At 57.1% G+C, this 24,657-nt stretch carries 20 protein-coding genes and 1 pseudogene; 8 read left to right on the top strand and 13 right to left on the bottom strand.

Annotated elements, in window-relative coordinates; genetic code table 11:
• Positions 1-46: 46 nt before the first annotated feature.
• Together RISK_RS07240 and RISK_RS07235 are read right to left on the bottom strand one after the other, a co-directional pair.
• Positions 47-2,902, bottom strand: a complete 2,856-nt coding sequence (locus RISK_RS07240; RefSeq protein WP_236696115.1) for a PAS domain-containing sensor histidine kinase — start codon at positions 2,900-2,902, stop codon at positions 47-49.
• Positions 2,895-4,052 (bottom strand): ABC transporter substrate-binding protein, encoded by a 1,158-nt coding sequence (locus tag RISK_RS07235; RefSeq protein ID WP_390173926.1) that lies wholly within the window; start codon positions 4,050-4,052, stop codon positions 2,895-2,897. Before RISK_RS07235 ends, RISK_RS07240 begins: the two co-directional genes overlap by 8 nt.
• 523 nt (positions 4,053-4,575) lie before the next feature.
• Here RISK_RS07235 and RISK_RS07225 point away from each other — a divergent pair.
• Positions 4,576-7,212 carry a DEAD/DEAH box helicase gene (locus RISK_RS07225; RefSeq protein ID WP_047813611.1) on the top strand — a complete coding sequence of 879 codons (2,637 nt, stop codon included), beginning with the start codon at positions 4,576-4,578 and terminating at the stop codon, positions 7,210-7,212.
• Entirely contained in the window at positions 7,209-8,306 is a 1,098-nt protein-coding gene (gene lpxK / locus RISK_RS07220; protein WP_047813610.1) for a tetraacyldisaccharide 4'-kinase, read from the top strand. Before RISK_RS07225 ends, lpxK begins: the two co-directional genes overlap by 4 nt.
• Here lpxK and RISK_RS07215 read toward each other — a convergent pair.
• Both RISK_RS07215 and RISK_RS07210 read right to left on the bottom strand, forming a co-directional pair.
• Positions 8,279-9,496 carry a RimK family alpha-L-glutamate ligase gene (locus RISK_RS07215; RefSeq protein ID WP_047813609.1) on the bottom strand — a complete coding sequence of 406 codons (1,218 nt, stop codon included), beginning with the start codon at positions 9,494-9,496 and terminating at the stop codon, positions 8,279-8,281. The genes lpxK and RISK_RS07215 overlap by 28 nt on opposite strands.
• Before the next feature lie 130 nt (positions 9,497-9,626).
• Positions 9,627-10,160 carry an ATP-dependent zinc protease family protein gene (locus tag RISK_RS07210; protein ID WP_047813807.1) on the bottom strand — a complete coding sequence of 178 codons (534 nt, stop codon included), beginning with the start codon at positions 10,158-10,160 and terminating at the stop codon, positions 9,627-9,629.
• A 302-nt stretch (positions 10,161-10,462) separates the two neighbouring features.
• On the opposite strand from RISK_RS07210, the gene RISK_RS07205 reads away from it, so the two are divergent.
• Positions 10,463-11,311 carry an SDR family NAD(P)-dependent oxidoreductase gene (locus tag RISK_RS07205; RefSeq protein WP_047813608.1) on the top strand — a complete coding sequence of 283 codons (849 nt, stop codon included), beginning with the start codon at positions 10,463-10,465 and terminating at the stop codon, positions 11,309-11,311.
• 95 nt (positions 11,312-11,406) lie between these two features.
• Here the strand turns inward: RISK_RS07205 and RISK_RS07200 are convergent, their stop codons facing one another.
• Positions 11,407-12,177 carry an MBL fold metallo-hydrolase gene (locus tag RISK_RS07200; RefSeq protein WP_047813607.1) on the bottom strand — a complete coding sequence of 257 codons (771 nt, stop codon included), beginning with the start codon at positions 12,175-12,177 and terminating at the stop codon, positions 11,407-11,409.
• A gap of 153 nt (positions 12,178-12,330) precedes the next feature.
• Here RISK_RS07200 and RISK_RS07195 point away from each other — a divergent pair, with 153 nt between their 5' ends.
• From RISK_RS07195 to RISK_RS07185, 3 genes are all read left to right on the top strand, one after another.
• A complete protein-coding gene (locus RISK_RS07195) occupies positions 12,331-13,212 on the top strand; it encodes an ABC transporter ATP-binding protein (RefSeq protein WP_047813606.1) in 882 nt (293 codons plus the stop codon).
• Positions 13,209-14,024, top strand: coding sequence for an ABC transporter permease (locus tag RISK_RS07190; protein WP_047813605.1), 816 nt, complete (start codon positions 13,209-13,211; stop codon positions 14,022-14,024). The genes RISK_RS07195 and RISK_RS07190 overlap by 4 nt, the downstream gene beginning before the upstream one ends.
• 185 nt (positions 14,025-14,209) lie before the next feature.
• Positions 14,210-15,235 (top strand): ABC transporter substrate-binding protein, encoded by a 1,026-nt coding sequence (locus tag RISK_RS07185; RefSeq protein ID WP_047813806.1) that lies wholly within the window; start codon positions 14,210-14,212, stop codon positions 15,233-15,235.
• 83 nt (positions 15,236-15,318) lie between these two features.
• Here RISK_RS07185 and RISK_RS07180 read toward each other — a convergent pair whose 3' ends face one another.
• From RISK_RS07180 to RISK_RS07145, 8 genes are all read right to left on the bottom strand, one after another.
• On the bottom strand, positions 15,319-16,332 hold the full coding sequence (locus RISK_RS07180) for a lysophospholipid acyltransferase family protein (protein ID WP_236696114.1): 1,014 nt from the start codon (positions 16,330-16,332) through the stop codon (positions 15,319-15,321).
• Between the two features lie 120 nt (positions 16,333-16,452).
• Entirely contained in the window at positions 16,453-16,962 is a 510-nt protein-coding gene (locus RISK_RS07175) for a hypothetical protein (protein ID WP_236696113.1), read from the bottom strand.
• A gap of 229 nt (positions 16,963-17,191) precedes the next feature.
• On the bottom strand, positions 17,192-17,473 hold the full coding sequence (locus RISK_RS07170; protein WP_236696112.1) for a hypothetical protein: 282 nt from the start codon (positions 17,471-17,473) through the stop codon (positions 17,192-17,194).
• Positions 17,474-17,659: 186 nt separating this feature from the next.
• Positions 17,660-17,953 carry a hypothetical protein gene (locus tag RISK_RS07165; protein WP_047813603.1) on the bottom strand — a complete coding sequence of 98 codons (294 nt, stop codon included), beginning with the start codon at positions 17,951-17,953 and terminating at the stop codon, positions 17,660-17,662.
• Positions 17,954-18,064: 111 nt separating this feature from the next.
• A complete protein-coding gene (locus RISK_RS07160) occupies positions 18,065-19,048 on the bottom strand; it encodes an alpha/beta fold hydrolase (RefSeq protein WP_047813602.1) in 984 nt (327 codons plus the stop codon).
• Positions 19,045-21,825, bottom strand: coding sequence for an amino acid adenylation domain-containing protein (locus RISK_RS07155; RefSeq protein WP_236696111.1), 2,781 nt, complete (start codon positions 21,823-21,825; stop codon positions 19,045-19,047). Before RISK_RS07155 ends, RISK_RS07160 begins: the two co-directional genes overlap by 4 nt.
• Complete coding sequence (ectB, locus tag RISK_RS07150) at positions 21,822-23,177, bottom strand: diaminobutyrate--2-oxoglutarate transaminase (RefSeq protein WP_236696110.1); 1,356 nt, start codon at positions 23,175-23,177, stop codon at positions 21,822-21,824. Before ectB ends, RISK_RS07155 begins: the two co-directional genes overlap by 4 nt.
• A gap of 296 nt (positions 23,178-23,473) precedes the next feature.
• Positions 23,474-23,731, bottom strand: a complete 258-nt coding sequence (locus tag RISK_RS07145; protein ID WP_047813601.1) for a (2Fe-2S)-binding protein — start codon at positions 23,729-23,731, stop codon at positions 23,474-23,476.
• A 336-nt stretch (positions 23,732-24,067) separates the two neighbouring features.
• Between RISK_RS07145 and tnpA the strand changes: the two are divergent.
• Positions 24,068-24,364, top strand: a pseudogene (gene tnpA, locus RISK_RS32960) (IS200/IS605 family transposase); the annotation flags it as partial.
• 24 nt (positions 24,365-24,388) lie between these two features.
• Positions 24,389-24,535: a hypothetical protein gene (locus tag RISK_RS32955; RefSeq protein ID WP_236696150.1), complete on the top strand. Its 147-nt coding sequence runs from the start codon at positions 24,389-24,391 to the stop codon at positions 24,533-24,535.
• The last annotated feature ends 122 nt before the right edge of the window (positions 24,536-24,657 follow it).

The raw sequence follows: 24,657 nt of genomic DNA, 5'->3' as shown, positions 1-24,657 counted from the left end.
CCGGTTCCCCCTCCGTGACGACATGCATCCTCCGAAGCTCACGCATTCACGTGATGACGGCTGGGGTCGAGATGTTTGGCATGGTCGTCGGGGCGACCGCGATGCCCGTGGAAGTCGGGGCGTCTTCGTCAGTCTGACGTGGCAGGCACAACGTGAACAACGTTCCCTCGCCCATGTCGCTTTGGAGGTCCACCGTTCCGCCATGCAGCTTGGTGATCACGTCGTAGGCAATCGACAATCCTTGGCCCGTGCCTTTGCCGACTTCTTTGGTCGTGAAAAAGGGCTCAAAGGCCTTCGCCTTGATTTCATCCGACATCCCCGGGCCATTGTCACTGAGTTCGATGTAGATGTTGTCGTCATCGTATTTTGTGACGACTCGAATCTGACCGAGCTCGCTTGAACCACTTTGCGGAGTGTCGCCGATCGCATCCGCGGCGTTGATGATCAGATTGAGGAACACCTGGCTGAGTTCAGCGGGGCGGGCATCGATCGTTGGCAATTCGGTGTCAAGCACGAGGTCGACTGTGGCAGCGCACTTCCAGCGGTTTCGGCTCAGAATGCTGGCGTCTCGAATCAGAGCATTGATATCCGTGGGGCTCTTCGAGTGAGATCCCGGATGCGACATGACACGCATGGCCCGGACGATTTCAACCACTCGGTTGGCAGCTGTCGAAGTCTCTTCGATCGCCATTGGGAATTGAGACCGAATGAAGTCGAATCGATTCTTCTTCAGTAGTTCTGCAATCGTAGCAATTCGATGCTCCCAGCACTCCGGGCTCTTCTCCAGCAGTCCTTGGAACGTATCCACAATTTGGAGCAAGCGATCCGAGTAGTTTTGCAGAAAATCAATGTTCCCGCAGATGCACTGCATGGGCGTGTTGATTTCGTGAGCGATGCCCGCTGCCAGTTGCCCGATCGATTCCAGTTTCTGCGCTTGCAGCAGTTTGCTCTCCAGCTTTTTGTAAAGCGTCATGTCTGTTGCACAGGCGACGAAGGCTTGCGCCGATCCATGCTCGATCGTGAGCGTTCGAACGTGAACGGGATAGCAGGTCCCGTCGGTTCGCAAATGTGTCAGCTCGTATTCCACTTCGACCGCTTCACCGTCGACGATGGGACGCAAGAGTTCCACCAGATTCTCGGTCGTTGATTCCTTCAAATAGCTTGAAATCGATTTGCCGCGGTATTCCTCTTCGTCCACCAACAGGTTTTGGCAGGCGGCATGATTGAGTTCCAGCAGTTCAAACGTCTGCATGTTGAACACGTAGATTTCGCTGGGACACTCGGATTGGATTTTCGCCAACCCATTCAGACGCTCCTCTGCCGTCTTGCGCTCAGTGATGTCGATGTAGGTGCCAACAAGGCCCACGCTGGCGTTTTGGTTGTTGTACAGCGGCGTCTTGCTGGCGAGCACGACGTACGGCTTTCCGTCTGCTCGCGTTTGCAGGATCTCTTGGTTCTTGATTGGAATCCCGTATCGCATGATCGACCGTTCAAGATCGATTTTGTGTTCTTGAGTGGCGTCGTCCCAGGGCAGGTCCGCATCCGTGTGTCCAACGATGTCCTCTTCGGAGCAAAATCCCGTCCATTCCGCGAACGATCGACTGCAACCTTGGTAGCGTCCGGTCTCGTCTTTCCAGTACAGAGGAATCGGCAAATTGGACAGGACCGATTCCAGGAACAATTGTTCGTTCGCCAGATCGGTAGCCGTCTGATCGATGGCATCGACTTGCATCGCAATGTCTTGAGAAACTTTGTGAGTGAGGAAGAGGAACAGCATTCCGAGGATGCATCCGGATGCGAGGTTCGCAAGCCAGATCGTTTGAAGCGTGTTGGCAAATTTTTCGATGCACTGGCTCTTCACTTGGTCGCCTGCCATCGCAAGCTTGTTGCGTTGGTCATCGAGTAAGCGGGCATGCTCCGCCGCTGATTCAGCAAGTCGCTGACGCTCCGATTGACTTTCCGCGAGGGCGAATTGGAGCGACAGGATCCCAGGAGGGATTTCAGGTCGGGGATCCAGCCCGTGGGGGCGGTCAAAATTGGTTTGGTTGCCGTCGTCGTCCGTGGGACCGAAGATGGCGTCGTTGACCTGCTGCACCTCCTGCGACTTTCCAAGCTCTTCACTTGATGTTTTCAGTCGCAGCAGCACCGGACGGATTTGATTCTGGCTGAGGTCCGCCAAGTGGTCGACATGGAAACTCGCGATCAACTGGTTGAGATACAGACGCAGTTCCTTGAGGTCTCCGCTGCGTTGATTGAGCAGGGCCGAACGCGAGCAGTCTTTCAGGATTTCATCGATCGGTTTGGGACGCTTCGAGAAATGACTTCGCAGGCCCACTGCGATTTTGAGGCGATGAATGCCACGCTGTTCATCAGCGTCTTGCTGCAGTTGATCAAGTGCAATGTCGAGTTCTGTGAACTGCGTTTCTGCCGCTGCGTTCAGTTCCGAGTGCCGGTGACTCCAGTGTGCAGCTTGATCGTTCCATTTCTTCAACGGTTCGGTGGCAATGCCCAGTTTCTGATTGCCCTGAAGGTTGAGCGTGGCATTCAAAGAGTCGAAGGTGCTTTGAACCGGAACCAGTTCTTGTTGCCAGTTGTTCTGGGAGTCGCTCACTGGATCCTCGAGGGACGAGGGTGATCCGGACAACAGTCCCGTCCATTCTTGATTCCGGATCACCGTCACGCGGTCCATGCCGGATTGTGCATCGTCGACCTGCTTGACGATTGCGTTGGCGTGCATGCGGCTGTCTCGATGCCAATCCAAGAGCGCAGTCGCGATGAAGAAAAACAGCATCCCGCTGCAGACGCCAGTGGCACTCAGCCAACGCACTCGGCGTTGCGCGGCATGTGCGTTTCTGGATTTCTGGTTGGACGCGTCGTCGATGGTTGGGGTGGGGTCACTCACTGGGCAACTCCTCCCATGACAGCGATTCGCTTCCATCGGCCTTGAGCATGACGGGCCACACCCGGTTGCTGGCTTGATGATCGTTTGGTCCCAGCGTCAGGGGGCTGCCCAGCCCGATGTCAAATTGCCCCAGTTGTTCAAACGCTTCCAGGATGGCGGGACGGCTGATTTCGACGCGAATGGATGCCACCGCCTTGATCAGGATCCGACCGACCGTGTATCCCTCCAGCGAAACAAACGACAGAGGAATCTCTGAATCGTATGTCTGCATCGCGTCGCGGTATTCGCAGACCAACGGCAGGTCGCGATTGAAATGAGGCACGACCTGCGTGGCAACAATCCCGTCGGCCATTTCGCCCAGCGATTGTTGCAGTGCATCGGAACCAACAAACGAAATCGCAAGGAATTGCGGGTTGAAATCATTCTGCCTCGCCAGGCGAATCAATTTCGAGCAGGGTTCATAGCTGCCGACCATGATGACCGCTTTGGGCGTCGGATGATGCATCAACAGGTCCGCCAGTCCATCTTCGACCTGCGATGTGTTTCGGCGATAGCGGCCATGCGGAACGCTCGATATTTTGATGGTTTGATGCCGCCTGATCGCGGCCAGTCCTCCAAAAAAACCGTCGTCTCCGAAGCTGTCGTTCTGGGTGAAAAAGCCAATCTCTTCTGGTCGGATCCCTTTCGCCACCAATGCATCCACGATGGCTGCCGTCTCTTCTGCGTAGCTGGCGCGGTAGTTGATGACGCAGTTGGGGAGGGGCTCTCTTCGGAGCAGACTGGCTCCGGTGAAAGCACCAAAGAATGGGGTTTGCGTCTTCTGGGCAATTGGAATCGCTGTGATCGCTGTGGGAGTTCCAACATTGCCAATCACAGTCAACACCTGATGCACTTCCGTCAGTTGGTGCATGTTCAACGCGGTGCGAGCCGGTTCATACCCATCATCCAACGCGATCAGATCCAGTCGTTTGCCAGGGAAGACCTTTTGTGTCGTCGCTTCAGCAAACGCGGCAAGGATTCCATGCCGCATGTGGATGCCCAGTTCCCCCGCCGGTCCGCTCAAAGCAGTCGACATGCCGAACTTCAGGGTTTGAACGTCATGGTGTTCGTTGTCGTGTGATGTCGGATTGACACCCCAGGCCGACTGCACCCCGGTGACTGGAAGTGCGATGGCGAAGGTCAGTGCGAGAACTCGCCATTGTGAACGTTCTCGCGCAATTGCCCCATTGGTCTTCATTAAAGTTGCCCCCTTTTAATTGAATGACTCAGGGGGAGCCTAGCTTCGTTTTTGACCAGATCGAACTCGCGGTTTGCCAATCAATGGAGGAATGGCCAGGCTCGCTTGCTCGTAGGGATGGTGCCGGTTGCAACTCGTAGCGAAGGAGCGAGAGGCGAACGATGGGAGTGCGGTTGCGTCCTGCCGCTACTTTGGGAGATGTGTTTCTTTTGTGATTGCGAAGGTCTGCTGCTGGAATTGGGCGTCCTTGGCACCGGCGATTTTGGCGCCGCTTCGGTCATCGAACTTGGTTGACGGTGAGGAGTCGGTGCCAAGCTTCGGACGGGAGAATCCGCCAAAGAAACGGAGGCCCATCGTCAAGCAGAATGCCGGCCGCGGATGGAATGTGTCGCCCCAGGCCAGCCCCCATTTGTCATTCATATGATACAACGGCGGCATGAATGCTAACTCGCCTTCCACGCCCGAATCACTTCCCCCCCGCTCTGCCACGGTCGACCCGGATCTCGATCGTGACACGCTGGCAGAGGAGTACTTTGAACTGCTCCCCTACGAGCCCTATCCGGTTCAAGAGGAGGCGTTGCTGGCGTACTTCACCGGCAACACTCAAGCGACCGAAGGTGGGCCAGCGGCTCAGCACGGTGTGTTGGTTTGTGCCCCGACCGGCACCGGGAAAACGTTGATAGCCGAAGCCGCGGTTTACGAGGCGCTGCGGACCGGCAAACGGATGTACTACACCACGCCGCTGATTGCGCTGACCGACCAGAAACTCGACGAACTGCGAGAGTCGGCGGTGCGCTGGGGATTCTCGGCGGATCAAGTGGGCTTGGTGACCGGCAACCGCAGCGTCAACGCCGATGCGCCCGTGCTGGTGGTGGTCGCCGAGATCCTGCTCAACCGCTTGCTCAACCCCGATGCGTTTGTATTCGACGACGTCACCTGTGTGGTGATGGATGAATTTCACTCGTTCAACGACTACGAACGCGGGGTGGTTTGGGAACTGACGCTGGGGTTGCTGCCCAAACCTGTTCGCACGCTGTTGCTCAGTGCGACGGTGGGGAACTCCATGGCGTTCACCAGTTGGCTCCGCAACGCCCACGGTCGGAACCTGCAATTGGTGCAGGGCACCGAACGAAAAGTGCCGCTGCAATACGAGTGGGTCGAAGATGATTTGTTGAATGAGTTTTGTGAAAAAATCGCCGCAGGAAGCGTCGAAGAACGCCGGACTCCCGCGTTGCTGTTTTGCTTCAGTCGATCGATGTGCTGGACCAATGCCGAAATGCTCAAGGGGAAATCGTTGATCGACAAAGCCCACCAAAAGGAGTTGGCGGACATTCTCAATGCCGCCGACTTCACCAACGGCGTGGGGCCGAAGTTGAAGCAGATTTTGATGCGAGGCGTCGGTGTCCACCACGCGGGTATCTTGCCACGTTACCGCCGGATTGTTGAAGAGTTGTTCCAGAAGAAACTGCTCAGCATCTGTGTGTGCACCGAAACACTCGCTGCAGGAATCAATCTGCCAGCTCGGAGCGTGGTGTTGCCTTGTTTGTTGAAGGGGCCCCGTGACAAAAAGAAGCTGGTCGACATTGCTTCAGCTCAGCAGATCTTTGGCCGCGCAGGACGTCCCCAGTTCGATGATCGAGGCTACGTTTTTGCATTGGCCCACGAGGACGATGTCAAAATCAATCGCTGGCGTGAGAAGTACGATTCCATTCCGGAGGACACCAAAGACCCCGGGTTGATGCGGGCGAAAAAACAACTGAAGAAGAAGATGCCCAAGCGGCGAGCGGGGGAATCGTATTGGACTCAAACGCAATTCGAACAATTGCAGGTTGCCAAATCGGCGGATCTATCCAGTCGCGGCAAGGTCCCGTGGCGGTTGCTCGCGTATCTGTTGTCCAAGGATCCGAGCGTCCAACCGATCCGCGAATTGGTGGGACGTCGGTTGATGACGCCCGCCCAAGTGGAAGTGGCCCAAAAGGATCTCAATCGGATGCTGATCACCCTGTGGTCGGGCGGTTACGTGGAACTGGAACCGCTGCCTCGGATCGCTCCCGAACGCAAGCCGACGCCCAAGGGAACCAAGCCTGGGCAGCCCAAAGCGGAAGCTGCGGAATCGAAACCGGCCGCAACGGGCGGGTTGTTCGGTGGGTTGCTGGATGAGATGCGGGCGGCGGAACCGAAGGCTTCACCAGAGCCATCCCCCGAAGAAGACACGCCGCTCGACGACGCGGAAGCGCTTGCTAAACGCGGCTATGAACTGGAGGAGTACCGCCCCGAAACGGCCAAGCCAACTGTCAGGCTCGAACGATTGGTGCAGCTCAAAAGTGTCAATCCGTTGTTCGGCGTCTTCATGGCGGATCAGTTGGCGGATGCCGATGATCAAGAACGCATCGCGGCGATGGAAAGCATGTTGGAGGTGCCCGGTTCGGTTGCCAAATTTGCACGCATGCCTTCGTACGACATGGTGCCGCCAGGCCAGTTGGCTCAAACCCGGTTGGATGCCTTGTTGCTGCAGCGAGGTTTGGCGTCGGCGGAAGAACTTGGTGGCGGTCAGGAGGAAGAAGAGGAAGAGGTGAAAGATCGTGGTTTTGGCCGTGTGATGTTCGAAGAGCCTCGCGTGTGGCCACTCACCATCGGTGAAAAACTATTGCGACTGTTTCGCGATGAGTTCCCGAAAGTCGACGATGTGCGCGTTCGTCCGGTTTGGATTGTGGGTGAACTGCTGGAGTTTGGTGGAGATTTCAACAAGTACGTCACCGCCAGAAAGCTTCAGAAGGAAGAGGGGATTCTATTTCGCCACTGTTTGCGGATGATTTTGTTGTGCGATGAAATGGCGAACGTGCCACCCAAGGGGACCACCGTTGAAACCTGGGAAGATTGGCTGGATGATATCGCCGAAGTTTTGACGGAGGCCTGCCGAAAGATTGACCCACAAAGCACCGATGAAACACTGAGTCAGTCGGAGTCCCCGTTGACGGATGACTTGACCGGTGGTCGGCGAAATTCGGGTGGCAAAGAGCTGAGACATGTGACCGATCAATCGGCCGAGGATGAGGGACAGATGAAACCATGAGTTGGGACTATCGACCACTGCTCAGTGGCCAATCTCGAAATCCGATTTCAGCCCTGGCTCGCGGAGCGTTGTGGTGTGCCAGTGGTTTTTACAACGTGGCAGCACGGCATCGCCGTCGGCAATTCGACAACGGCAAACAGGAGACCTTCCACGCCGGGGTTCCCGTCTTCAGCGTGGGCAATTTGACGACCGGTGGAACGGGCAAGACGCCCGTCGTCGCGGACCTTTGCCGACGTTTGCGAGCCATGGATTTTCGCGTGGCGATCATCAGTCGTGGCTACGGCGCCACCGACGGCGGGATGAACGACGAGGCCATGGAATTGCAAGAACGCTTGCCCGATGTGCCGCACGTTCAGCACCGTGACCGAGTCGAAGCGGCTCGTATCGCAGTGGAGGAATTGGCGGCGGAAGTCTTGGTGATGGATGATGGGTTCCAGCATCGGCGATTACAACGAGATCTCGACATTGTCGTCGTGGACGCGACGTGTCCGTTCGGCTATGGGCACGTGCTGCCGCGTGGAACTCTGCGAGAACCGTTGGACAGCGTCGCTCGCGCGGATTGGATTTTGATCACCCGCGTGGACCAAGTCGATCCGGAAGACGTGCTCGCGATTCGCTCCACCATCGCTCAGTACGCCCCGGATTGTCCCATCTTAGAAACCGAGCACCGGCCGTCGACGATTCAGAACTCGGTTGGTCAGTGGGAGGCGATTGAGGTCTTGAACGACCAACCCGTCGCGTTGGTGTCAGCGATCGGGAACCCCAACGCGTTCGAGCAAACGGTGCGTGACTGCGGTGCGATTGTCGTGGATCACTTGCGACTGCCCGACCATGATTCGTACGAACGAGCCACTCGTGAAAAACTGCGAGCGTGGGTCACCAAGCTCAAAACCAAGGATCCATCGCCTCAACGCTTGCTCTGCACGCACAAAGATGCCGTCAAGTTGGCAACGGATTCCGTGGCCGGTGTCCCGCTCGGCTACATCCCGATTGAGCTTGCCTATCGCACCTCCGACGAACCACTTCAGTTGCGTCTGGAGCTTTTGATGGGCGGTGCCGTCGAGGATCAATCGTCGCGAGAAGATTCGGCCTGAATGGTCGCGGCGGAATCGGGAAGGCGTTTGATTTTGGGGCGGCGTTGCTTGCGGACTTTCTCGGGAACCATGCCTCGCATCGCTTCCAGTTTTCCGAAGCACAGCAGTCGGTCGTGGGGTTCGAGCGTGCGTTTCAGACGCGGGTTGGGGATCACAGTTGTGCCGCGGTAAAGCGTCAACACATTGATGTCCAGTTCCGGCAAACCGGATTCGTCGATGGTCTTCCCGACGTAGTCCGATCCATCGCGAACATGGAGTTCCGTCACACCGTAGCCTCGGCTGACCGTCAGTCGTTGACGAACATCCACTTCGGGGAAGTCCACTTGGGCGGACATGTAATCGATGATCGCCCCGGCGATGTCCAGTTTGGTGGAGGACTCGATGCCCTCCAGGCCGGGTGACGAGTTGACCTCCATCACTTGCGGGCCATTGGCACCTTCCAGCATGTCCACACCAGCCACTCGCAATCCCATGATTTGGGCGGCGCGAACAGCGGTCTCCGCATACGTTTCGTCCAACACCACCGCTTCGGTTTGACCGCCCCGGTGAACGTTGCTGCGGAATTCGTTTCCTACGGCGACGCGGCGCATCGCGGCCACGACTCGATCGCCGATCACAAACGCCCGAATGTCTTTGCCGCGGCTTTCGGCAACGAACTGTTGGACCAGCACGTTTTGCTTGGTGCTCTGCAGCGTCTCAATGATGGCTTCGGCGACCTTGACGTTTTCTGCCAAGATCACGCCGACACCTTGAGTGCCTTCCAGCAGCTTGATGATCACCGGCGATCCGCCAACGCGTTCAATCGCCGGGAGGATGTCCTTGCGGTCGCGAACGAACGTGGTTTGAGGGATTCCAATCTGATGCCGAGAAAGGATTTGCATGCTGCGAAGTTTGTCGCGTGAATTGCTGATCCCAGCGGAGGAGTTCGCACAGAACACGTCCATCTGTTCGAACTGGCGGACCACGGCGGTGCCGAAGTACGTGATCGATGAGCCGATTCGGGGCAGCACGCCGTCGTAGTCGCTGAGCTGTTTGCTGCGGTAGTAAAGATCGGGTTCACCCTCCGCCAAGTCGATCGCAAACTTCAGCGTGTTGAGAACTTTGGCTTTGATGCCGCGTTGTTCAGCTGCTTCCACCAAGCGTCGGGTGCTGTAGCAACGGGGTGAGCAGGACAGGATGGCAAGTTTCAAGGGTTTTCTCTCAGAGAGCTGGGAGTCGGGTGGGGTGGTCTGAAGCGTCGTGGCAACGGATCAGGCTGGAGCCTGAGGCGGAGGGCAAAGTTGGGTGTTCGACCGGATGAGATGAGTCGGTTCGATGAGATCACTTGGTTGGTGGTTCGATTCCACCGGAGCGTTTGCGTTTTCGACGCCCAGCTAAAAAAGAAGCGGCGGAGTCGACCAGGAATCGATTGCGAATGGCTTCGCGACCGACCAGCATACGGAATCCCATCGAGTCACGATTCGCGAGTGTCAAATCGACCATCACGCGACGCCGCAGAATTTCCAGCGGGGTTCGGATCACGATCCGCTCGCTGACATTGCCATTGCTGCTGCGAATGTGGCGTCGTTCCAAGATGGGCACATCGGCTTCGATGTGAAGGTCATCGCGTCGCTGGAAAGGATGAATGGAGAACCGAACGCGTTCAACGTCATCGTCAAAATACGTGTCAACATCGAAAGCGTGCAGCGAACTGGACCGCGCCCCGGTGTCGATCTTTGCTTTGACGTGACGGACCTTCAACTCTGGCAAACCGACCCACTCACGCCAACCAATGACCACCAAAGGGTCGGTGGGAAGCAGTTTTGAACCCGACGATTCCGTCGAGGGCTGGTTGCGGCTAGGATCGTTTGTCATGGGCCATCGTTGGTGGGGAAGGATCACAAATGGCTGGCCGAAGAGGCCACATTCAACAACCAAAACCGTCCGTGCAGTATCGGTGGCCGTCTCAGCGATCCGCGAATCGCGAGGAGCGATGAGATCAGTGCAGATTGACGATTGGGGGTGTGCGCCGTCAAGCGGATCAAAAAACTTTGCCGTGGACCGGGATCCAGCAGCCAACGGAAAGTCCTGGATTGGCTATACTGCCGCAGCGTTTTCTCTCAGTATTGTTGTTGAGAAACATTTCCGCCGACTGCCCTGCCCCTGGAGTTCCATGAATGTCCGCTGAATCATCCGATTCGATCCCTTCCACTGCCCCCACGCGATCCCTGCAGGGGAAACGGGCGTTGATCTCGGGAGCTTCGCGTGGGATTGGGCGCGGAATCGCGTTGGAAATGGCTCAGGCCGGCGCTTCGGTTACGATAAATTATCATTCGAACCCCGAGGAAGCCGAAGGCGTCGTCCAAGAGTGTGAGGCTCTTGGCGTGTCCGCGTTTGCACTCGGAGCGGACATCTCCGATTCGGACCAGGCTCAAACCTTGGTCGACACGGCGAGCGATCGGATGGGGGGGCTCGACATCATCGTCAGCAACGCCGCTTACAGTGACCGGCACCTGATGTTGGAATCCGACCTGAGCGAATTTCGACGCACCATTGATGTCAGCATGTGGGGGGCGTTTTATCTCGTTCGCGCCGGGGCTCAGAAATTGGTCGACGCTGGCAACGGTGGCAACATTGTCGTGATCAGCAGCCCGCACGCTCACATGCCCATGCCTGGTGCGATGGCCTACAACATGGCCAAAGCGGCGAACGATCAAATGGCTCGCACGGCCGCGGTGGAACTCGCCTCCCAGCGAATTCGCGTGAACATCATTCACCCCGGGTGGATTGACACCCCCGGGGAACGGAAGTTCTTCCAAGAAGAAACACTCCGTGCCGAAGGGGCCAAGTTGCCCTGGGGACGCCTGGGCCAAATTCGCGAAATCGGTCGCGGTGCGGTTTTCTTGTGCGACCCCAAAAGTGAGTACATCACCGGCAGCACCTTGACGATTGACGGTGGCATCCAATTGCCATGGCGTGAGATGTACCGGGTGGAAGAGGCCCGTCGGGAAACGAACGCGACCTGATCATGGCGTTTGCAACGCAGCGAATTGGAGGACCCCGTGGGGCTCTCCATCCCGTGCGACGCTCCATCCCAGTGAACTGGGAGGCACAGCCCACTTTAAAACGCGACGCGCAATCCGTCCGTCGCAATTTCGATCGGGCACTGCAATGACGGAACTTCAGCGTCCAGTTGCAGCTCAGCGATTGGATTGATGTGCGTGAGCAGCAAACGTTGTGGCTGTGTTTGAACCGCGATTTGCAATGCTTTTTGAAGGTAGCAGTGCCCGGTCTTCTCGGCCCACTTCTGATTTTGATCGTCGAAGTTGCATTCGTGCATCAGCAGATCGGCCCCCGACATCCACTGCAGCGTTTCAGGGTCTTCCGCGCCGAGAGTGTCGGTCGCGTAGACCAAGACGGCCGGCGGATCCGAGGGGGTGGAGTCGGGGCGTGCCGCCTCCAACCGGAAGGCCACTGATCCACCCGGGTGCTCTTGCAGTCGCCACGACATCTTCGTGCCATGCAGGTCCCACTCCGATTGCTCGTCAATCGAATTCCAGGACACTGGAAGAGCCACCGGGAAAAGCGACTCGTGGAACAGGTGTTCTTGAATGGCGGCCAGCTTCTCGGCTTGCCCCCACACGCGGACCTCTTTCACCGGACGTTGATACAGAATGTCCAAGAGGAACGTCAGTCCCACGACATGATCCAGGTGAGCGTGGCTGAGCAGAATGTCCAGGTGATCGGTTTGGATCAATTCCGGCAACCGAAAGATTCCCGTTCCTGCATCCAGCAGCACGCCGCTTTGCGGCAGAAAGTAGCACGACGTGTGGCGAGATTCGTTGGGGTGGTAACCTGCCGTGCCCAAACAATGCACTTCCAATGTCTTCATCGAATTTCCAATGCCTTCGCCAGTCTCGTCGTCTCGGAACGGTTGTCCTGGTGGGATGAGTCGTCGGTCATGCCGTCTCGGGCAATGCCATGACAGTGATGATCGCAGATGTCCTGTCAGAGTCCATTGTCAAATGATTAAACTCTGTTGGACATGAAAGCCCTAACCGACAAGCTCGATGCTGGCACCGCAGTCGTTTGCCGCGATGCCACGGTAACCTATCCCGGCGGCGTGTGCGCCCTCGATCACATCAATCTGTCGGTCCGCCAGGGAGAAAGGCTGGCCCTCGTGGGACCCAGTGGATGCGGCAAGACCACCCTGCTTCGGGTCATCGCCGGATTGCAATCCCTGACCGATGGTGAGTGCCAGCGGAGCAATCAGGGTGCCCAGCGAAGCAATCAGGGTGCCCAGCGAAGCAATCAGGGGATCCAGCGGAGCAACGAGCGTGGCGATGATCGACGAACGGTCGCCACTTCGTTCGTGTTCCAGCAACCCGCCTTGTTGCCCTGGGCCAATGTGCTCCAAAACGTGACGCTGCCTCTCACGCTGGGAAGACGACGTGATCGACCGTCCGCCCAAGCGATGCAAGGCCGTGCTGTCGCCGCCATCGAAGAGGTGCAGTTGGCGGATGCGGCGGCACGTTACCCACACCAATTGTCGGGCGGAATGAAGATGCGAGCGTCGATCGCTCGGGCACTGGTGACACAACCTGAATTCCTGTTGCTTGATGAACCCTTTGCGGCACTGGATGACTTGCTGCGAAATCAACTCGGCCAGTTGTTGTTGCAATTGTGGCGGCACCATCGATTCACCAGCGTCTTGGTGACCCACAACATTGCCGAAGCGATCCAGCTCAGCGAACGGATCTGCGTGATGCATCAGGGACGCATCATCCGCGAACTGGACAACCCGTTGACGACGTCGGAACCGCAGGCGGATTTGAGACGCACCAATGCGTTCGCCGAATTCTTTGGCGAGGTCAGCGACACGCTGGAGGATGCTGCGTCGTCCAAGTCGGAAGGATCACGGGCATGAGCCATCCATCTTCGCGGCCTTCGCAGCCGACACGCGAGAGTGGTCGGGAGATGGCCTGGACCATTTTCGCGGTGATCGCGGTCGCCGCGATGGGCATCGCGGTCTGGCATCTCATCGTGGTGGCGTTCGATTTGCCAAAGCTTCTCCTTCCCACTCCTTGGCAAGTCGCCGAAGCCGGGTGGCAGCACCGGGTCGTGTTGTTGAAGTCCGGTGGGACGACGTTGTGGACGGCGACCGTCAGTTTGGTCGTTGCCGTGATCGTGGGGAGCGGCGTGTCGGTGTTGTTCAGCCAGTCACGATTGCTGCGGCGGGCGTTGTTTCCTTATGTGGTGTTTCTGCAAACGGTGCCCATCGTCGCGATCGCGCCCTTGTTGGTGATCTGGTCAGGATATGAATTTCGGACGGCCGTCATCGCGACCGTGATCATTTGCCTGTTTCCGATCGTCAACAACGTGACCACCGGGCTGACTTCGGTTCGCCCGGAACATGACGACTTACTTCGAATGTACGGGGCCACACGTTGGCAGAAGCTGTGCCGTGTGCAGTTGCCCACCGCGATTCCGTTTCTGGTGCTCGGTGCCCGTGTGAGCAGCGGGTTGGCGGTGATTGGTGCCATCGTCGCGGAGTTTTTCGTCAGCAACGGTGCGGACTACGAAGGGCTGGGTGCCGTGATGACGGGCTGGCAAGCTCGTACAATGACGGATGCTTTGATGGCTGCATTGGCGGTCTCGACGCTGCTGGGTTTGATTCTTTTTGGCGGAGTGAATCTACTGAGCCGACTGTTCCTGAAACGATACCTCCTTGTGAAATGAGTTCACCGATGCGATCGCCAATCCATGTTGCCAGCGTCCGAGGTGGCCGTGCTGTTTTGATTGCGTCTTCTCAGCAAGCCGCGGTTCGTGTCAGGCCGGGGCGGATGGGAGCTGAACTCGAGCCCGCCTCTCCCCTCGCTTCGGGTGATCCTTCCAACGGGAGGGCGAAGTCTGATCGCACTGGAATGTTCATGGCGAGAAGACAGCACAACGTCGGTGTCTTCGGTTGGTTGACTGCCGGATGCCTGTTGTCGATCTTTGCCGGAGGGTGTTCGCAGCGAACCGAAATCACGTCGGGCGACGCCGCGGATGAATCGGCAACCCATGTTTCAGTTCAATTGAATTGGTATCCCGAAGTGGAGCACGGCGGGGTTTACCAATCGGCTGTGGATGGCACGTACGAGTCGTTGGGATTGAATGTCGAGATTCAGTCTGGCGGACGTGCCACGCCCGTGGCATCGGAACTCGCGATGGGACGCAGCCAATTCGCGATCACCAACGCAGACGATGTGGTTTTGTTTCGGGCTCAAGGAGCCGACGTGGTCGCTGTCATGGCGGCTGTTCAAGACCACCCCCGATGCATCCTGGTGCGTGCCGACAGTGGCGTCGAAAGCTTGGACGATTTGTCTGGGATGACACTCCAACGCCAGGCCGGCCGAGCGTTTCTGGCATTCCTCGAACAAGGCGGCTATCTCAACGATGTTCGTCAGGTCCCCTACCACAACAGCATCGCGGCGATGGTGACCGATCCAAAAATCGCGGTGCAGGCTTACAGTGTGGCGGAACCCTTGATCGCCGAGCAGCAAGGGTTGGAGGTCCGCACCTTGATGATCAGCGAACTGGGGTGGAACCCGTACTCGAGCGTCTTGGTGACGACCGGCGACATGATTCGTGAATCACCCGAAGTCGTTCGTGAGATGGTGGCGGGCACCGTTGCGGGTTGGAAAACCTTTCTTGAAACTCCCGAGCAAGCCAATGCGGCAATTCTTCAAGCGAATCAACATGGCATGACGGAGGAAGCCTTGCGTTTCGGCGCCGAGCAGATGATCCCGCTGGCGATGCCGTCCGGAAACCGCGACGAAGTGGGAACGATGCGTGCAGATCGCTGGCAGACGTTGGTCAACCAAATGGTGGAGTTGAAACTGGTCGAGTCGGACTCTGTCAAAGCCGAGGATTGCTTCACGACGGAATTCCTGGCACCGGCGGAGTGAGCGCCTTCGAGAACCAAGTGGCGGCACTCTGGTGTGCTTGATGCTTTGCCTGCGTCCTTGACCCTTTCTGCGTCCGAGGTCGATCACGCGGCTTGCGAGGTCGATGCCTTGGTGGGGGCGGCAGATGCCAGCAACGCTTTTTCGCGTTTCTTTTCCAATCGACGGGCCACTTTTTCCGGCGGGGTTCTCCAGCGGCGATGCAGCCACCAGTATTGCTCGGGAGCGATGTCGATCATCGACTCCAGTTGCCGGTTGTACCATTCGGTCATCTGCCCGACCGATTGACCGTTTTCGGAGTCGGTGGCAGGATCCACGACGCCCAGCAGCCCCGACTCAAACTGCATGGGTTTCCCATCGATGCGGCGTGTGTAGACGCTCATCATCGGCGCGTTGGCGGTGAGTGAGAACAAGGCCAAGGCTTTGTGGCAGGAGGCTGGCACGCCACAGAAATCGGTCCAGAGTCCTTTTTCTCCTGCGTGCTGATCAGCCAACAAGGACAGCATGCCGCCTTCTTGGAGGTGCTTTTCAACAATCGGGGCACAACCGATTTTGTCGACCACGTCTTGGCCCTTGGCACTGCGAAAGTTCTCGACCCAATCGTGCAGGAAGCGATTGTCCAATCGGCGAGCGATGGCCAATGTCCGAACGCCCATCAAACCCATCGTGTAACCGCCAACTTCAAAGTTGCCGAAGTGGCCGGTCACGTAAACGGAGGATCGATCGCTCAGCATTGATCGCAACATGGTTTGGCTGCCGCGGAAGCGAACGTGTCGGTACCAATTGCAGCGATGCAGTCGTCGCTGTGCCCATGCCACTTCGCAAACCATCAGCATCAAGTGATGCCACATCGCGAAAGTGAGTTCTTTTTGTTGGGGTTCGGGCAAGTCCGGGAAAATCTGTGACAGCGTTGACTGAATGACGCGTTTTCGAACCGGCAGCGGGCCACTGAGAATTGTTGCGATGACACGGCAAAACCGATCCCCCATGTCGAGCGGCATGATTTGAATCAGCGCAACGATCGATCGCACCATCGCGTAAGCAATTGCGTCGAGAGCACGTTGACGCATCAAATGCAGTCGCGATTTCACGGTTTCCATCCCGGATGCATGACGTTGGTTGGGCTGATGGGGGCTTCCTGCCGAGCACGAATTTTCACCGCAGGTGACTGGTGAATTTGCCTGATTTTGACGCAATCCGGCGCGTGTCGCCAGATGAATTCAGCGTCGACCGAGAACCGGTCGGGAATTGGGGACCATGGGGGCCCGAACCGAAGTTTCAATCACCAGACGGTTTTCTTCCCGGAATTCGGTGACGTAGCCGGTGATGGTCCAGCGATCGTCATTGGAGTCCTCTTCGATCGCTCGCGAAATTCGGTCGAGCATTAGGTTTTCGGTGACCAGAGTCATCGGAACCGTGATCGCTGCCGGGGTGATTGGGAGGTCAGGGTCTTCCAGGTTGGAGGAATCGAACGTTCCAATTCCTCGGCCGATGGGCTGTTTCTGGCTCAGAAGCGTGTCCTCTTCCTGCGTCGGTTTGCGGGCCAAACCATGCTGGCCCAGCGAGTTCGGGTTGTTTTGGTGAGCCGTTTCGGGGTGCTCGGGAAGAAAACGCCAGCGGTGGCCGCTGATCACGAACCTGCCTGTGACCGGCCCGACACGGGTCCCTTCACGAAGGATCAAACCCGCGGACGGCATTCGAACGGCCGCGTTGCCTGTCCCACTGGCCATGGAAGGGATCCCCTGATGTCCAAAGGTTCTGGCCCCAGCACCTTTGGGATCGGCTGCTGACAGGGATGTGTCACCCACGCAAAGTGAACACGCTGCCAAGAGCATCACGCGTGAGAACTGGCGGCGCCGCCTGAGCTGATTGGGATGCATGAATCCGTCGTTTCGCGAGTGGTTCGAGGCAAACGTCAGGGAAACAGGAACCGCAAGTGGTTGGTTCGGCCAAGAACACTCACTCGCGAGGCATGGCGACCGCGTGCAAGCTGACCACGGTTCCCACCGCGATCATCGCCAGTCCCAGCCAGCGTGGCGGGTGCACGCGTTTGGTCGGTTTGGGGTGCACCTGCATCAGGAAATTGCTGAATGAGTCTTGGGCGACCACATTGGACTTCTTTGACATCTTTGCCATCGATCGCGTTGTGGTCTCGTTGAGAACAAACGAGTCAACCATTCGAAATTGGACGCCCAGCAAAATCAGCAGGACTCCGATCATGAAGTACCGATTACGATTCATGTCCATTGCGATCATTCCCATCACGCGTGAAGCCTACGCTCTGAATTGAGCGCTGCTGGAAATCATCGACTCAGCGAGCCGTCGGGCTCAAGCGTTCTGGATCAGAGTCGCGTTGTCGTGGATGGCCGGAATGAAACAAGCGAATTCAATGCATCGGTCGTGACGGTTGCATCACTTCTTTCCGGCTCATTGCTTGGAAAACAGGCCGTCGACCAACGTGTGAACGTTTTCGCGAAATCCCGTCAGCGTCGAATCAGACAGCAACTCCGACTGATTGCTCTTCATGATCGCGGCGGCCAATGGTTTGTGCTCTTTCCAATCATCCAAGGTGTAATCACGGATGTCGACGTAGACGTCTTGCAGGTTGTTGCTGATCTTCGGGACCAAGAAGAATCCTTCTGCACCACGAACCAAGTGGTAATGCATCGAACCGTACATCAGCACGGCACCGGTCAACATTCCAAACAAAAAGCGAGACATCCAACCATTCCTTGACCAACGATTTCGGAAGCTGGATCGCTTCCGCCTCGTTCATCGTTCGTCATGACGACTTAAAAAGCAAGGGGATCAGATTGCCCATCTTCTCACCAGTCAGTTGGGACGGGCGAAATCGACAATTCGCTCGGCCACTCGATCGACGATCTTCTGGCGGTCTTCGCAAAGAATCGCGACATGGTCCATCTGAGGGAAGTGATCCACGGTGGCAAGGTTTTTCCAGCGGACGCCGCGCAGCATGTCAAAGAATTGCTCCGCGTAGTTGTAGGTGTCCGAAACGCCGCCGGTGTAGATCAGGTGTAAACGACAACCCTGATCCACCAGTCGCTGGAACTCTTGCTTGGCAATTTCACGAGAGGGATACTCACGCAAATCCGTGCCCATTGGCATGGTCGAGTATTCCGGTGCCGTGGACTTGGGGAAAACTCGAAGCAGCCATCTGGTCAACCGAGTTTTGTTGAGCACTCGCCGAGTCAAACGTTCCCAGGCGTGGATCGATGCCAAGCGTGGAAGGTAGTGCTGGAACACACGGTTCCAGCGAAAACGAGCGGTCGGGTACCCGCAGGCATCCATCGCCACGATGCCGCACACCCGTGGGTCTTGCTGTGCGGCATGAAGGGAGTCATCGGCCCCGGAGCACAATCCAAACAGGATCACTTGCTGGATGCTGTGCTGCTCTTGCAACCAATCGATCGCTTGGCTGATCTCAGCACTTGCTCGATCGAGCGAACGCCCGGCTGCGCCAACGGGCAAGCTTTCACCGATCCCTGAGAGATCAAACCGCAAGGAAGCGACGCCGCGACTGCCCAGTGTGCTGGCGAGGTCGACGTGCAAACGAAAGGGGCCGGCGCTGTGCAGCATTCCGGGGGTGATGAAAATCGCCGCGGTCTTCTGGGCGACGGGCCGAGAGGTGGGGTGAAACACACCGACTAAATGTTGATGGCTTCCAAACACCACGGCTTGTTCACTCGTGGGTCGATCAACTGTTTTGTCTTTTTTGACAACCTCATGCGGTGTCACAATCGGGGCAGTCACAGCTGAGGCAGCGAACGGGACGCTGGGCATGGTGGGATGGCTCATGACTTCACCTCGATGGCATGGTGGATGTTCGATTTGTTTTGCAAGAGTCGCGTGATCTGCTGGATGGCTCCGGGGGACGAGAACGCGGACTCGGTCCATTCAGGGCGGTCCCAGCCGATTTCGTCGTCCAACTCAACGATCGTGACATCCGAGTCGGGTGGCAGATCGATCGGTTGGTTCGCTTGGTAATCCCGACTGCACAGCAACGTTGTCGCTGAATCGCTTGGCAAGTCATTTGGATTCCACTTCAGTTGACTCAGCTGTTGACGGACGACGTGGTTGAGCCGCGCGCCGTAGGCCTGGTCGATCGAACTGGGGGGACGTGGTTTCGAAAACCGGGTGCCATTGGACAGCGTCATCGAGTGCAAACGATCGAGGTGTTGAAGAAACTCGTCTCCGCTGGTGACCGGATCCCATAGCAACAATTGCTCCACGTTGGTCGTTCCTGAGCAGGCGGCCAGCGTCGCTCCCAAGCGAATCCCGATCAACGAAATCGAATTGACGTCGTGTCGCTGACGCATCCAACGCGAAGCGTCCCGAATGTTTTTCATCATCACATGCGGCGTGGCTTCCAACGCGTTGCCATGCGAGTTGCCGGTTCCGGCGTAATCGAATCGCAGGACATCCAATCCTTGTTGCGCCAAGTGCACGGCGAGTTGTTGCAGGTTGCGGTAGCTGCGCGCGTATTCATGGCCATACGCGTGGCACAGAACCAACCCTCGGTTTTTGCGAGCCTGTTGCTTGGGCGGAGCGTAGTGAACGGCAAACAGATCGTGAGAACCGCTGGGCAAAAAGAACGCCTCCATTTCCGGCAGACGTTCCCGCTGGGATTGAACGACCGCCGTGGTCTCGGACGAGAGAACCTGTTGTTTGCCCAGCATCGCTTCGATGTGACGCGACATCAGTTCAATGGTTGGGTTCGCAAAGAAATCGCGAACGGGAAGTTCCAGGCCCAGTTGGTCTTTTAGCCGAGCCACCACCTGTGTGACCAACAATGAACTGCCGCCGAGCAAGAAGAAGTCGTCCGCGATGCCAAGTTGAGGGATCTGGAGCACGGAACTCCAGATGTCGCAAAGCTGTTGTTGCAATTCGGTTTGAGGTTCAACGACATGCTCGTCGCGAGCCACCACCGCGTGATCGCTGTTCGGTAATTCGGTTCGATCGATCTTGCCGTTGATCGTTTTGGGAAAGACTTCCGCAAACACATACCGAGTCGGCACCATGTAAGGCGGCAGTTTTTCGCGAAGTTGCTGGGCGAGTCGGGAAGCGGTTGCCGACAGATTCTGCTTGGACGTTGAGCCGGTGCACTCACTGGAGAGCGTGTTCGGACCGAGCCCGATGTGCGCGAGCAGTGTGGTTTGGCCGTCCACTGTTTCTGCTGCCACCATCGCTTCGCGAACATCCGCGATCGACGTCAGTGCAGCTTCGATTTCCCCCGGTTCGATGCGGTACGATCCCAGTTTGATTTGGTGGTCGACTCGACCGCCGAAATCGATGTTGCCATCCTCCAGCCAACGCGAAATGTCTCCCGTTCGGTACCAACGCTGCACTTCGCCATCAGCATTCTCGCGGTCGATGAAAGCGGCCGCGGTCAATTCGGGTTGATTCAGGTAACCGTCCGCGAGGGCCGTTCCGCCGAGAAACAATTGTCCGGTTTCGCCAACCGGGACTTCATTCAAATCAGCATCCAGGATCAGAGCGGAGTAACCGGGCAACGGTTTGCCGATTGGCATGTTGTCGTCCGAGAAGTTTGCTGCTGGGAAGAAAACGGTTGCAGTGACGGTGGCTTCGGTCGGGCCATACGCGTTGCACCACAGCACGTCGTGGTCGCAAATGGTTTGCCAGCGATGGAAGTGGTCCACGCTCACCTTTTCTCCTGTCACAACCATCAGGCGGAGGCTCGATGGCACTCGCGATCCGGTGGCCAACATCAGGTCCACCCACTGATGCCAGTAGGCTGTTGCCAGGTGGACGGCGGTGATGCCTTGGGTCTCGATCAAATGAGACAGTTCATTGATCGAATCGGCGTGTTCCAACGGACGGATGACCACACAACTTCCGCACAACAACGGTGGGAAGATCTCTTCGATGGCGATGTCAAAGGTCAGCGTTGAAAATTGCAACGTCCGGTCGTCGGGATGCAATCGGTAGACGTCCCGGTCCGCTTGGCAGTATGTCGTCAGGGCGGTGTGATTGATCAGCACCCCTTTGGGGTTTCCGGTCGACCCGGAGGTGTACATCACGTAGGCAAGCTGATCGCCCTGCAGTGCGGGATGGTTTTCACGTGCCACGGAGAACGTCGCGGATTGGTCCTGAATCAAATCAGATGCTTCGATCCAGTTGAGATTGGAAGCGAAGTCAGTGGATTCGTGGTCGGTGTGCTTTGGGTTTTCGAACAGCCCTCGGTATTGGCCGTGCCCGATCAAGATGTTGATCCGGGCGTCTTCGAGCATGTAACGCAATCGATCCGCGGGATAATCGGGATCCAGAGGCACGAACGCCGCGCCGGCCAAGTGAATTCCCAGCATGGAGGCAATCGCGATCGGAGTGCGGTCCAGGCACATGCCCACGCGGTCACCAGGAAGCACCCCTTCTCGCACCAGTGCCTGAGCGATGTAACACGATTGATCAAGCAGATCTCGATAAGTCCACGATGTCTCTTCATGGATCACCGCGACCCGATCCGGTGTGGCTTCGCATTGTCGCCAAAAGAGATCAATGAAAGCGGGGAGCGTCTGGGTGGGCTCTGGTGAAGGAGTCGCTGAATTTGAGATCACGAGATCACCATCGAAGAAACGGGCGAGGTCGTGAGGTTCTGTGGCCAGGGAACGTTGAGCGATGTCGAATTTTTTGACTTGCACATCACCGCGTTCAGGCTTTCACGAAACAGCTGCAGGCCTTGATGGAGTTGGTGATCGGGGATGTTCAAGGCCGGCATGAATTTCAAGACTTCGTCGTCGCTGCCGGATGATTCGAGCATCAATCCATTTTGGAACGCACGGTCGATGACTTTGCGAGCCCGTCTGCCGTCACGCACATCGAGTCCCCAGATCATGCCACGGCCTCGAAGCTCCCAGTTTTCATGGGAGTGTTCCTGCACGATCGACGAGAGGGATTCACGCAGTGTTTTGCTACGGTCCCAAATTCCGTTCACGAACGAAGCGTCGTTCCAATGGTTCAGCACTGCGTTGGCGGCTACAAAGGCGAGGTTGTTTCCTCGGAACGTGCCGGTGTGCTGGCCCGGTTGCCAGACATCGCACTCAGGTCGAATCAACAGCAGCGACAATGGCAATCCGCCGCCGATGGATTTGGACAGACAAACCATGTCGGGGTTCAGGCCCGCTTTTTCAAAGCTGAAGAAGTCGCCTGATCGACCATTGCCCACTTGGATGTCATCCACGATCAACAGCACATCGTGTTGGCGGCACAGCGATTGAACCCGTTGCAGCCAGGCGTCACTGGCCACGTGAATGCCGCCTTCCCCTTGGATGGTCTCCAGAACGATTGCTGCTGGCAGTGGCATGCCGCTGCTGGTATCCGACAGCATCTTTTCAAGCAGGATGGTCGTGTCGAAGTCGTCGAGGTACCCATCGTACGGAAGGAAGCTGACGTTGTTGTGCGATCCGTAGTGCTCGCTGTGGTAGTACTGATTGCCGGTCACGGCAAGCGAACCCAGGGAGTGCCCGTGGTAAGCGTTGGTGAACGTGACGATGTGCGATCGCTTGCGATGTTGCTTGGCCAGCTTGAGAGCCGCTTCGACGGCGTTGGTTCCGGTAGGCCCGGTGAACTGAATTTTGTAGTTCATCGATCGCGGTTGCAGGATCGTTCGTTCGAACGTCTCCAGGAACCGTGTTTTGGCTTCGGTCATCATATCCAACGAGTGCTGGATCCCGTCTTGGGAGATGTACTCCAGCAACGCTTGTTTGGCCGCGGCAGGATTGTGTCCGTAATTCAGCGATCCTGCACCGCAGAAAAAATCGATCAGTTGCTGACCGTTCGCAGTGGTCAGAGTGGAACCGCTCGCACTTTGAAAGACATGAGGGAAGAGGCGACTGTAGCCACGGACCTCCGATTCCATCCGCTCAATGGTGTCGGTTGCAGAACCTGAAACGGGCGTTGGCTGACTCAACGGAAAGACCTGCGATCAATGAAAGATTGCGAAAAACAAACTGGCATTGAAAGCTAGAACGCCACCCTCTGCCGAACGGATCTGGTCCCGCCAGCCACGAAAGTTCTTTGCGGCGACTGGATGCCTTTGACGGTTGTTCGGGTTCTAAGCAGGTCGGCAGAAGTCTTTCGGCATTTGAAATATCGCGGCAAGCGTGGTTGTTTCCACGTCCGACCGGGGCGAACGCCCAAACGGCTCACATGGTGATGCCCGATCATTCCTGCCGATCTGCTTACCGGCGGTGCAATTGTGATCGTTCAGCGTTCGCCGGATTGTTGCTGACGGTAGTCCTGGCGGTCGCTTTGGTATCGTTCGGGTTCCGGCAACGATTCGGAATCCGGTTGGCTGGAATCGAACAAACGTTGGAGAAACGGACGACACCAACCGCATCCTGTGCCAGCCCCAAAGCACTGCGACAGTTCACTGGCACGTCGTGGCTGTTCCACCCGAATGAACTGCTCGACTTTTCGTCGCGAGACGTGGAAGCACAGGCACAGATTGTCGTCAGGTTTCATGAGAAAAATCGATGTGGAGGGGGAAGACGCCAAGTGATGCTATGAGCCAAACCCTCGGGGTGAAACCCGTGCCTGCCAAATGTCGCCGCTCCGCGGCTTTGGGATGGGGTGGGGCGTCCGGAACGTCGGGTTGAAACCCGACGCTATCGAATGTCACCGCTCCGCGGTTGGTTGGGCGACGTCTCGAGCGAACAGTCGCGGAGCGACGACAGCTGGCGACGAGTTCGGAACGATCTGTCACCGCTCCGCGGTTATTGGCGATGCCTCGACCACGCCATCCTGAGCGACTGATACGATGGAGGTCGACGTTCCTCCGCTTTTCAGGACGACTCCCTCATGCCATCAACGCATCACGGATTGCTCATCCACGTTGTTTTCAGCACCAAGCAACGCTTCAAGCTTTTGAGTCCGGTCTGGCGAACGGACCTGCATTCGTACATTGGCGGGATCGCGTCGGAACACCGAGCGACTTTGCTGCGTGCTGGAGGAATCGAAGATCACATTCATTTGTTGTTGAAAATTCATCCTTCCAAGGCAATCGCAGATACGGTCAAGCTTTTGAAAGGGAATTCTTCCAAATGGATCAACTCCCACCAAATGGTCCCTGCCAAATTTGAGTGGCAGCGTGGGTATGGGGCGTTCTCAGTTAGTGAGTCCATGTCCGACACGGTGAAACGCTACATCGAGAACCAGGAAGAACACCATCGCCAGCAAACGTTCCAGGACGAGTACTTGGCTTTTCTCGACAAACACCACATCCATTTCGACCCGCGATATGTGTTTGACGACGAACACGTCGCCTGAACCGCATTCACCCCGTTGCGGACTCCGCATCGTCGCGGAGAAACTATGGAGGGGGCAGGTCAGAGTGGAAAAGATTTGGCACACTCGTTGGGACGTTTAATAGCTTTTGAAACAATCCACAA

The sequence above is a fragment of the Rhodopirellula islandica genome, from assembly GCF_001027925.1.
Classification (GTDB): domain Bacteria; phylum Planctomycetota; class Planctomycetia; order Pirellulales; family Pirellulaceae; genus Rhodopirellula; species Rhodopirellula islandica.
Note: the sequence above shows the minus strand (reverse complement) of the source record. Positions and strands in the feature narration are given on the sequence as shown.

Excerpts from the sequence above, each read along its gene's own strand:
- RISK_RS07225 (WP_047813611.1), top strand. The coding sequence starts at position 4,576 with ATGAATGCTAACTCGCCTTCCACGCCCGAATCACTTCCCCCCCGCTCT.
- lpxK (WP_047813610.1), top strand. The coding sequence starts at position 7,209 with ATGAGTTGGGACTATCGACCACTGCTCAGTGGCCAATCTCGAAATCCG.
- RISK_RS07210 (WP_047813807.1), bottom strand. The coding sequence starts at position 10,160 with ATGACAAACGATCCTAGCCGCAACCAGCCCTCGACGGAATCGTCGGGT.
- RISK_RS07205 (WP_047813608.1), top strand. The coding sequence starts at position 10,463 with ATGTCCGCTGAATCATCCGATTCGATCCCTTCCACTGCCCCCACGCGA.
- RISK_RS07200 (WP_047813607.1), bottom strand. The coding sequence starts at position 12,177 with ATGAAGACATTGGAAGTGCATTGTTTGGGCACGGCAGGTTACCACCCC.
- RISK_RS07195 (WP_047813606.1), top strand. The coding sequence starts at position 12,331 with ATGAAAGCCCTAACCGACAAGCTCGATGCTGGCACCGCAGTCGTTTGC.
- RISK_RS07190 (WP_047813605.1), top strand. The coding sequence starts at position 13,209 with ATGAGCCATCCATCTTCGCGGCCTTCGCAGCCGACACGCGAGAGTGGT.
- RISK_RS07185 (WP_047813806.1), top strand. The coding sequence starts at position 14,210 with ATGTTCATGGCGAGAAGACAGCACAACGTCGGTGTCTTCGGTTGGTTG.
- RISK_RS07180 (WP_236696114.1), bottom strand. The coding sequence starts at position 16,332 with ATGGAAACCGTGAAATCGCGACTGCATTTGATGCGTCAACGTGCTCTC.
- RISK_RS07175 (WP_236696113.1), bottom strand. The coding sequence starts at position 16,962 with ATGGCCAGTGGGACAGGCAACGCGGCCGTTCGAATGCCGTCCGCGGGT.
- RISK_RS07170 (WP_236696112.1), bottom strand. The coding sequence starts at position 17,473 with ATGAATCGTAATCGGTACTTCATGATCGGAGTCCTGCTGATTTTGCTG.
- RISK_RS07165 (WP_047813603.1), bottom strand. The coding sequence starts at position 17,953 with ATGTCTCGCTTTTTGTTTGGAATGTTGACCGGTGCCGTGCTGATGTAC.
- RISK_RS07160 (WP_047813602.1), bottom strand. The coding sequence starts at position 19,048 with ATGAGCCATCCCACCATGCCCAGCGTCCCGTTCGCTGCCTCAGCTGTG.
- RISK_RS07145 (WP_047813601.1), bottom strand. The coding sequence starts at position 23,731 with ATGAAACCTGACGACAATCTGTGCCTGTGCTTCCACGTCTCGCGACGA.
- RISK_RS32955 (WP_236696150.1), top strand. The coding sequence starts at position 24,389 with ATGTCCGACACGGTGAAACGCTACATCGAGAACCAGGAAGAACACCAT.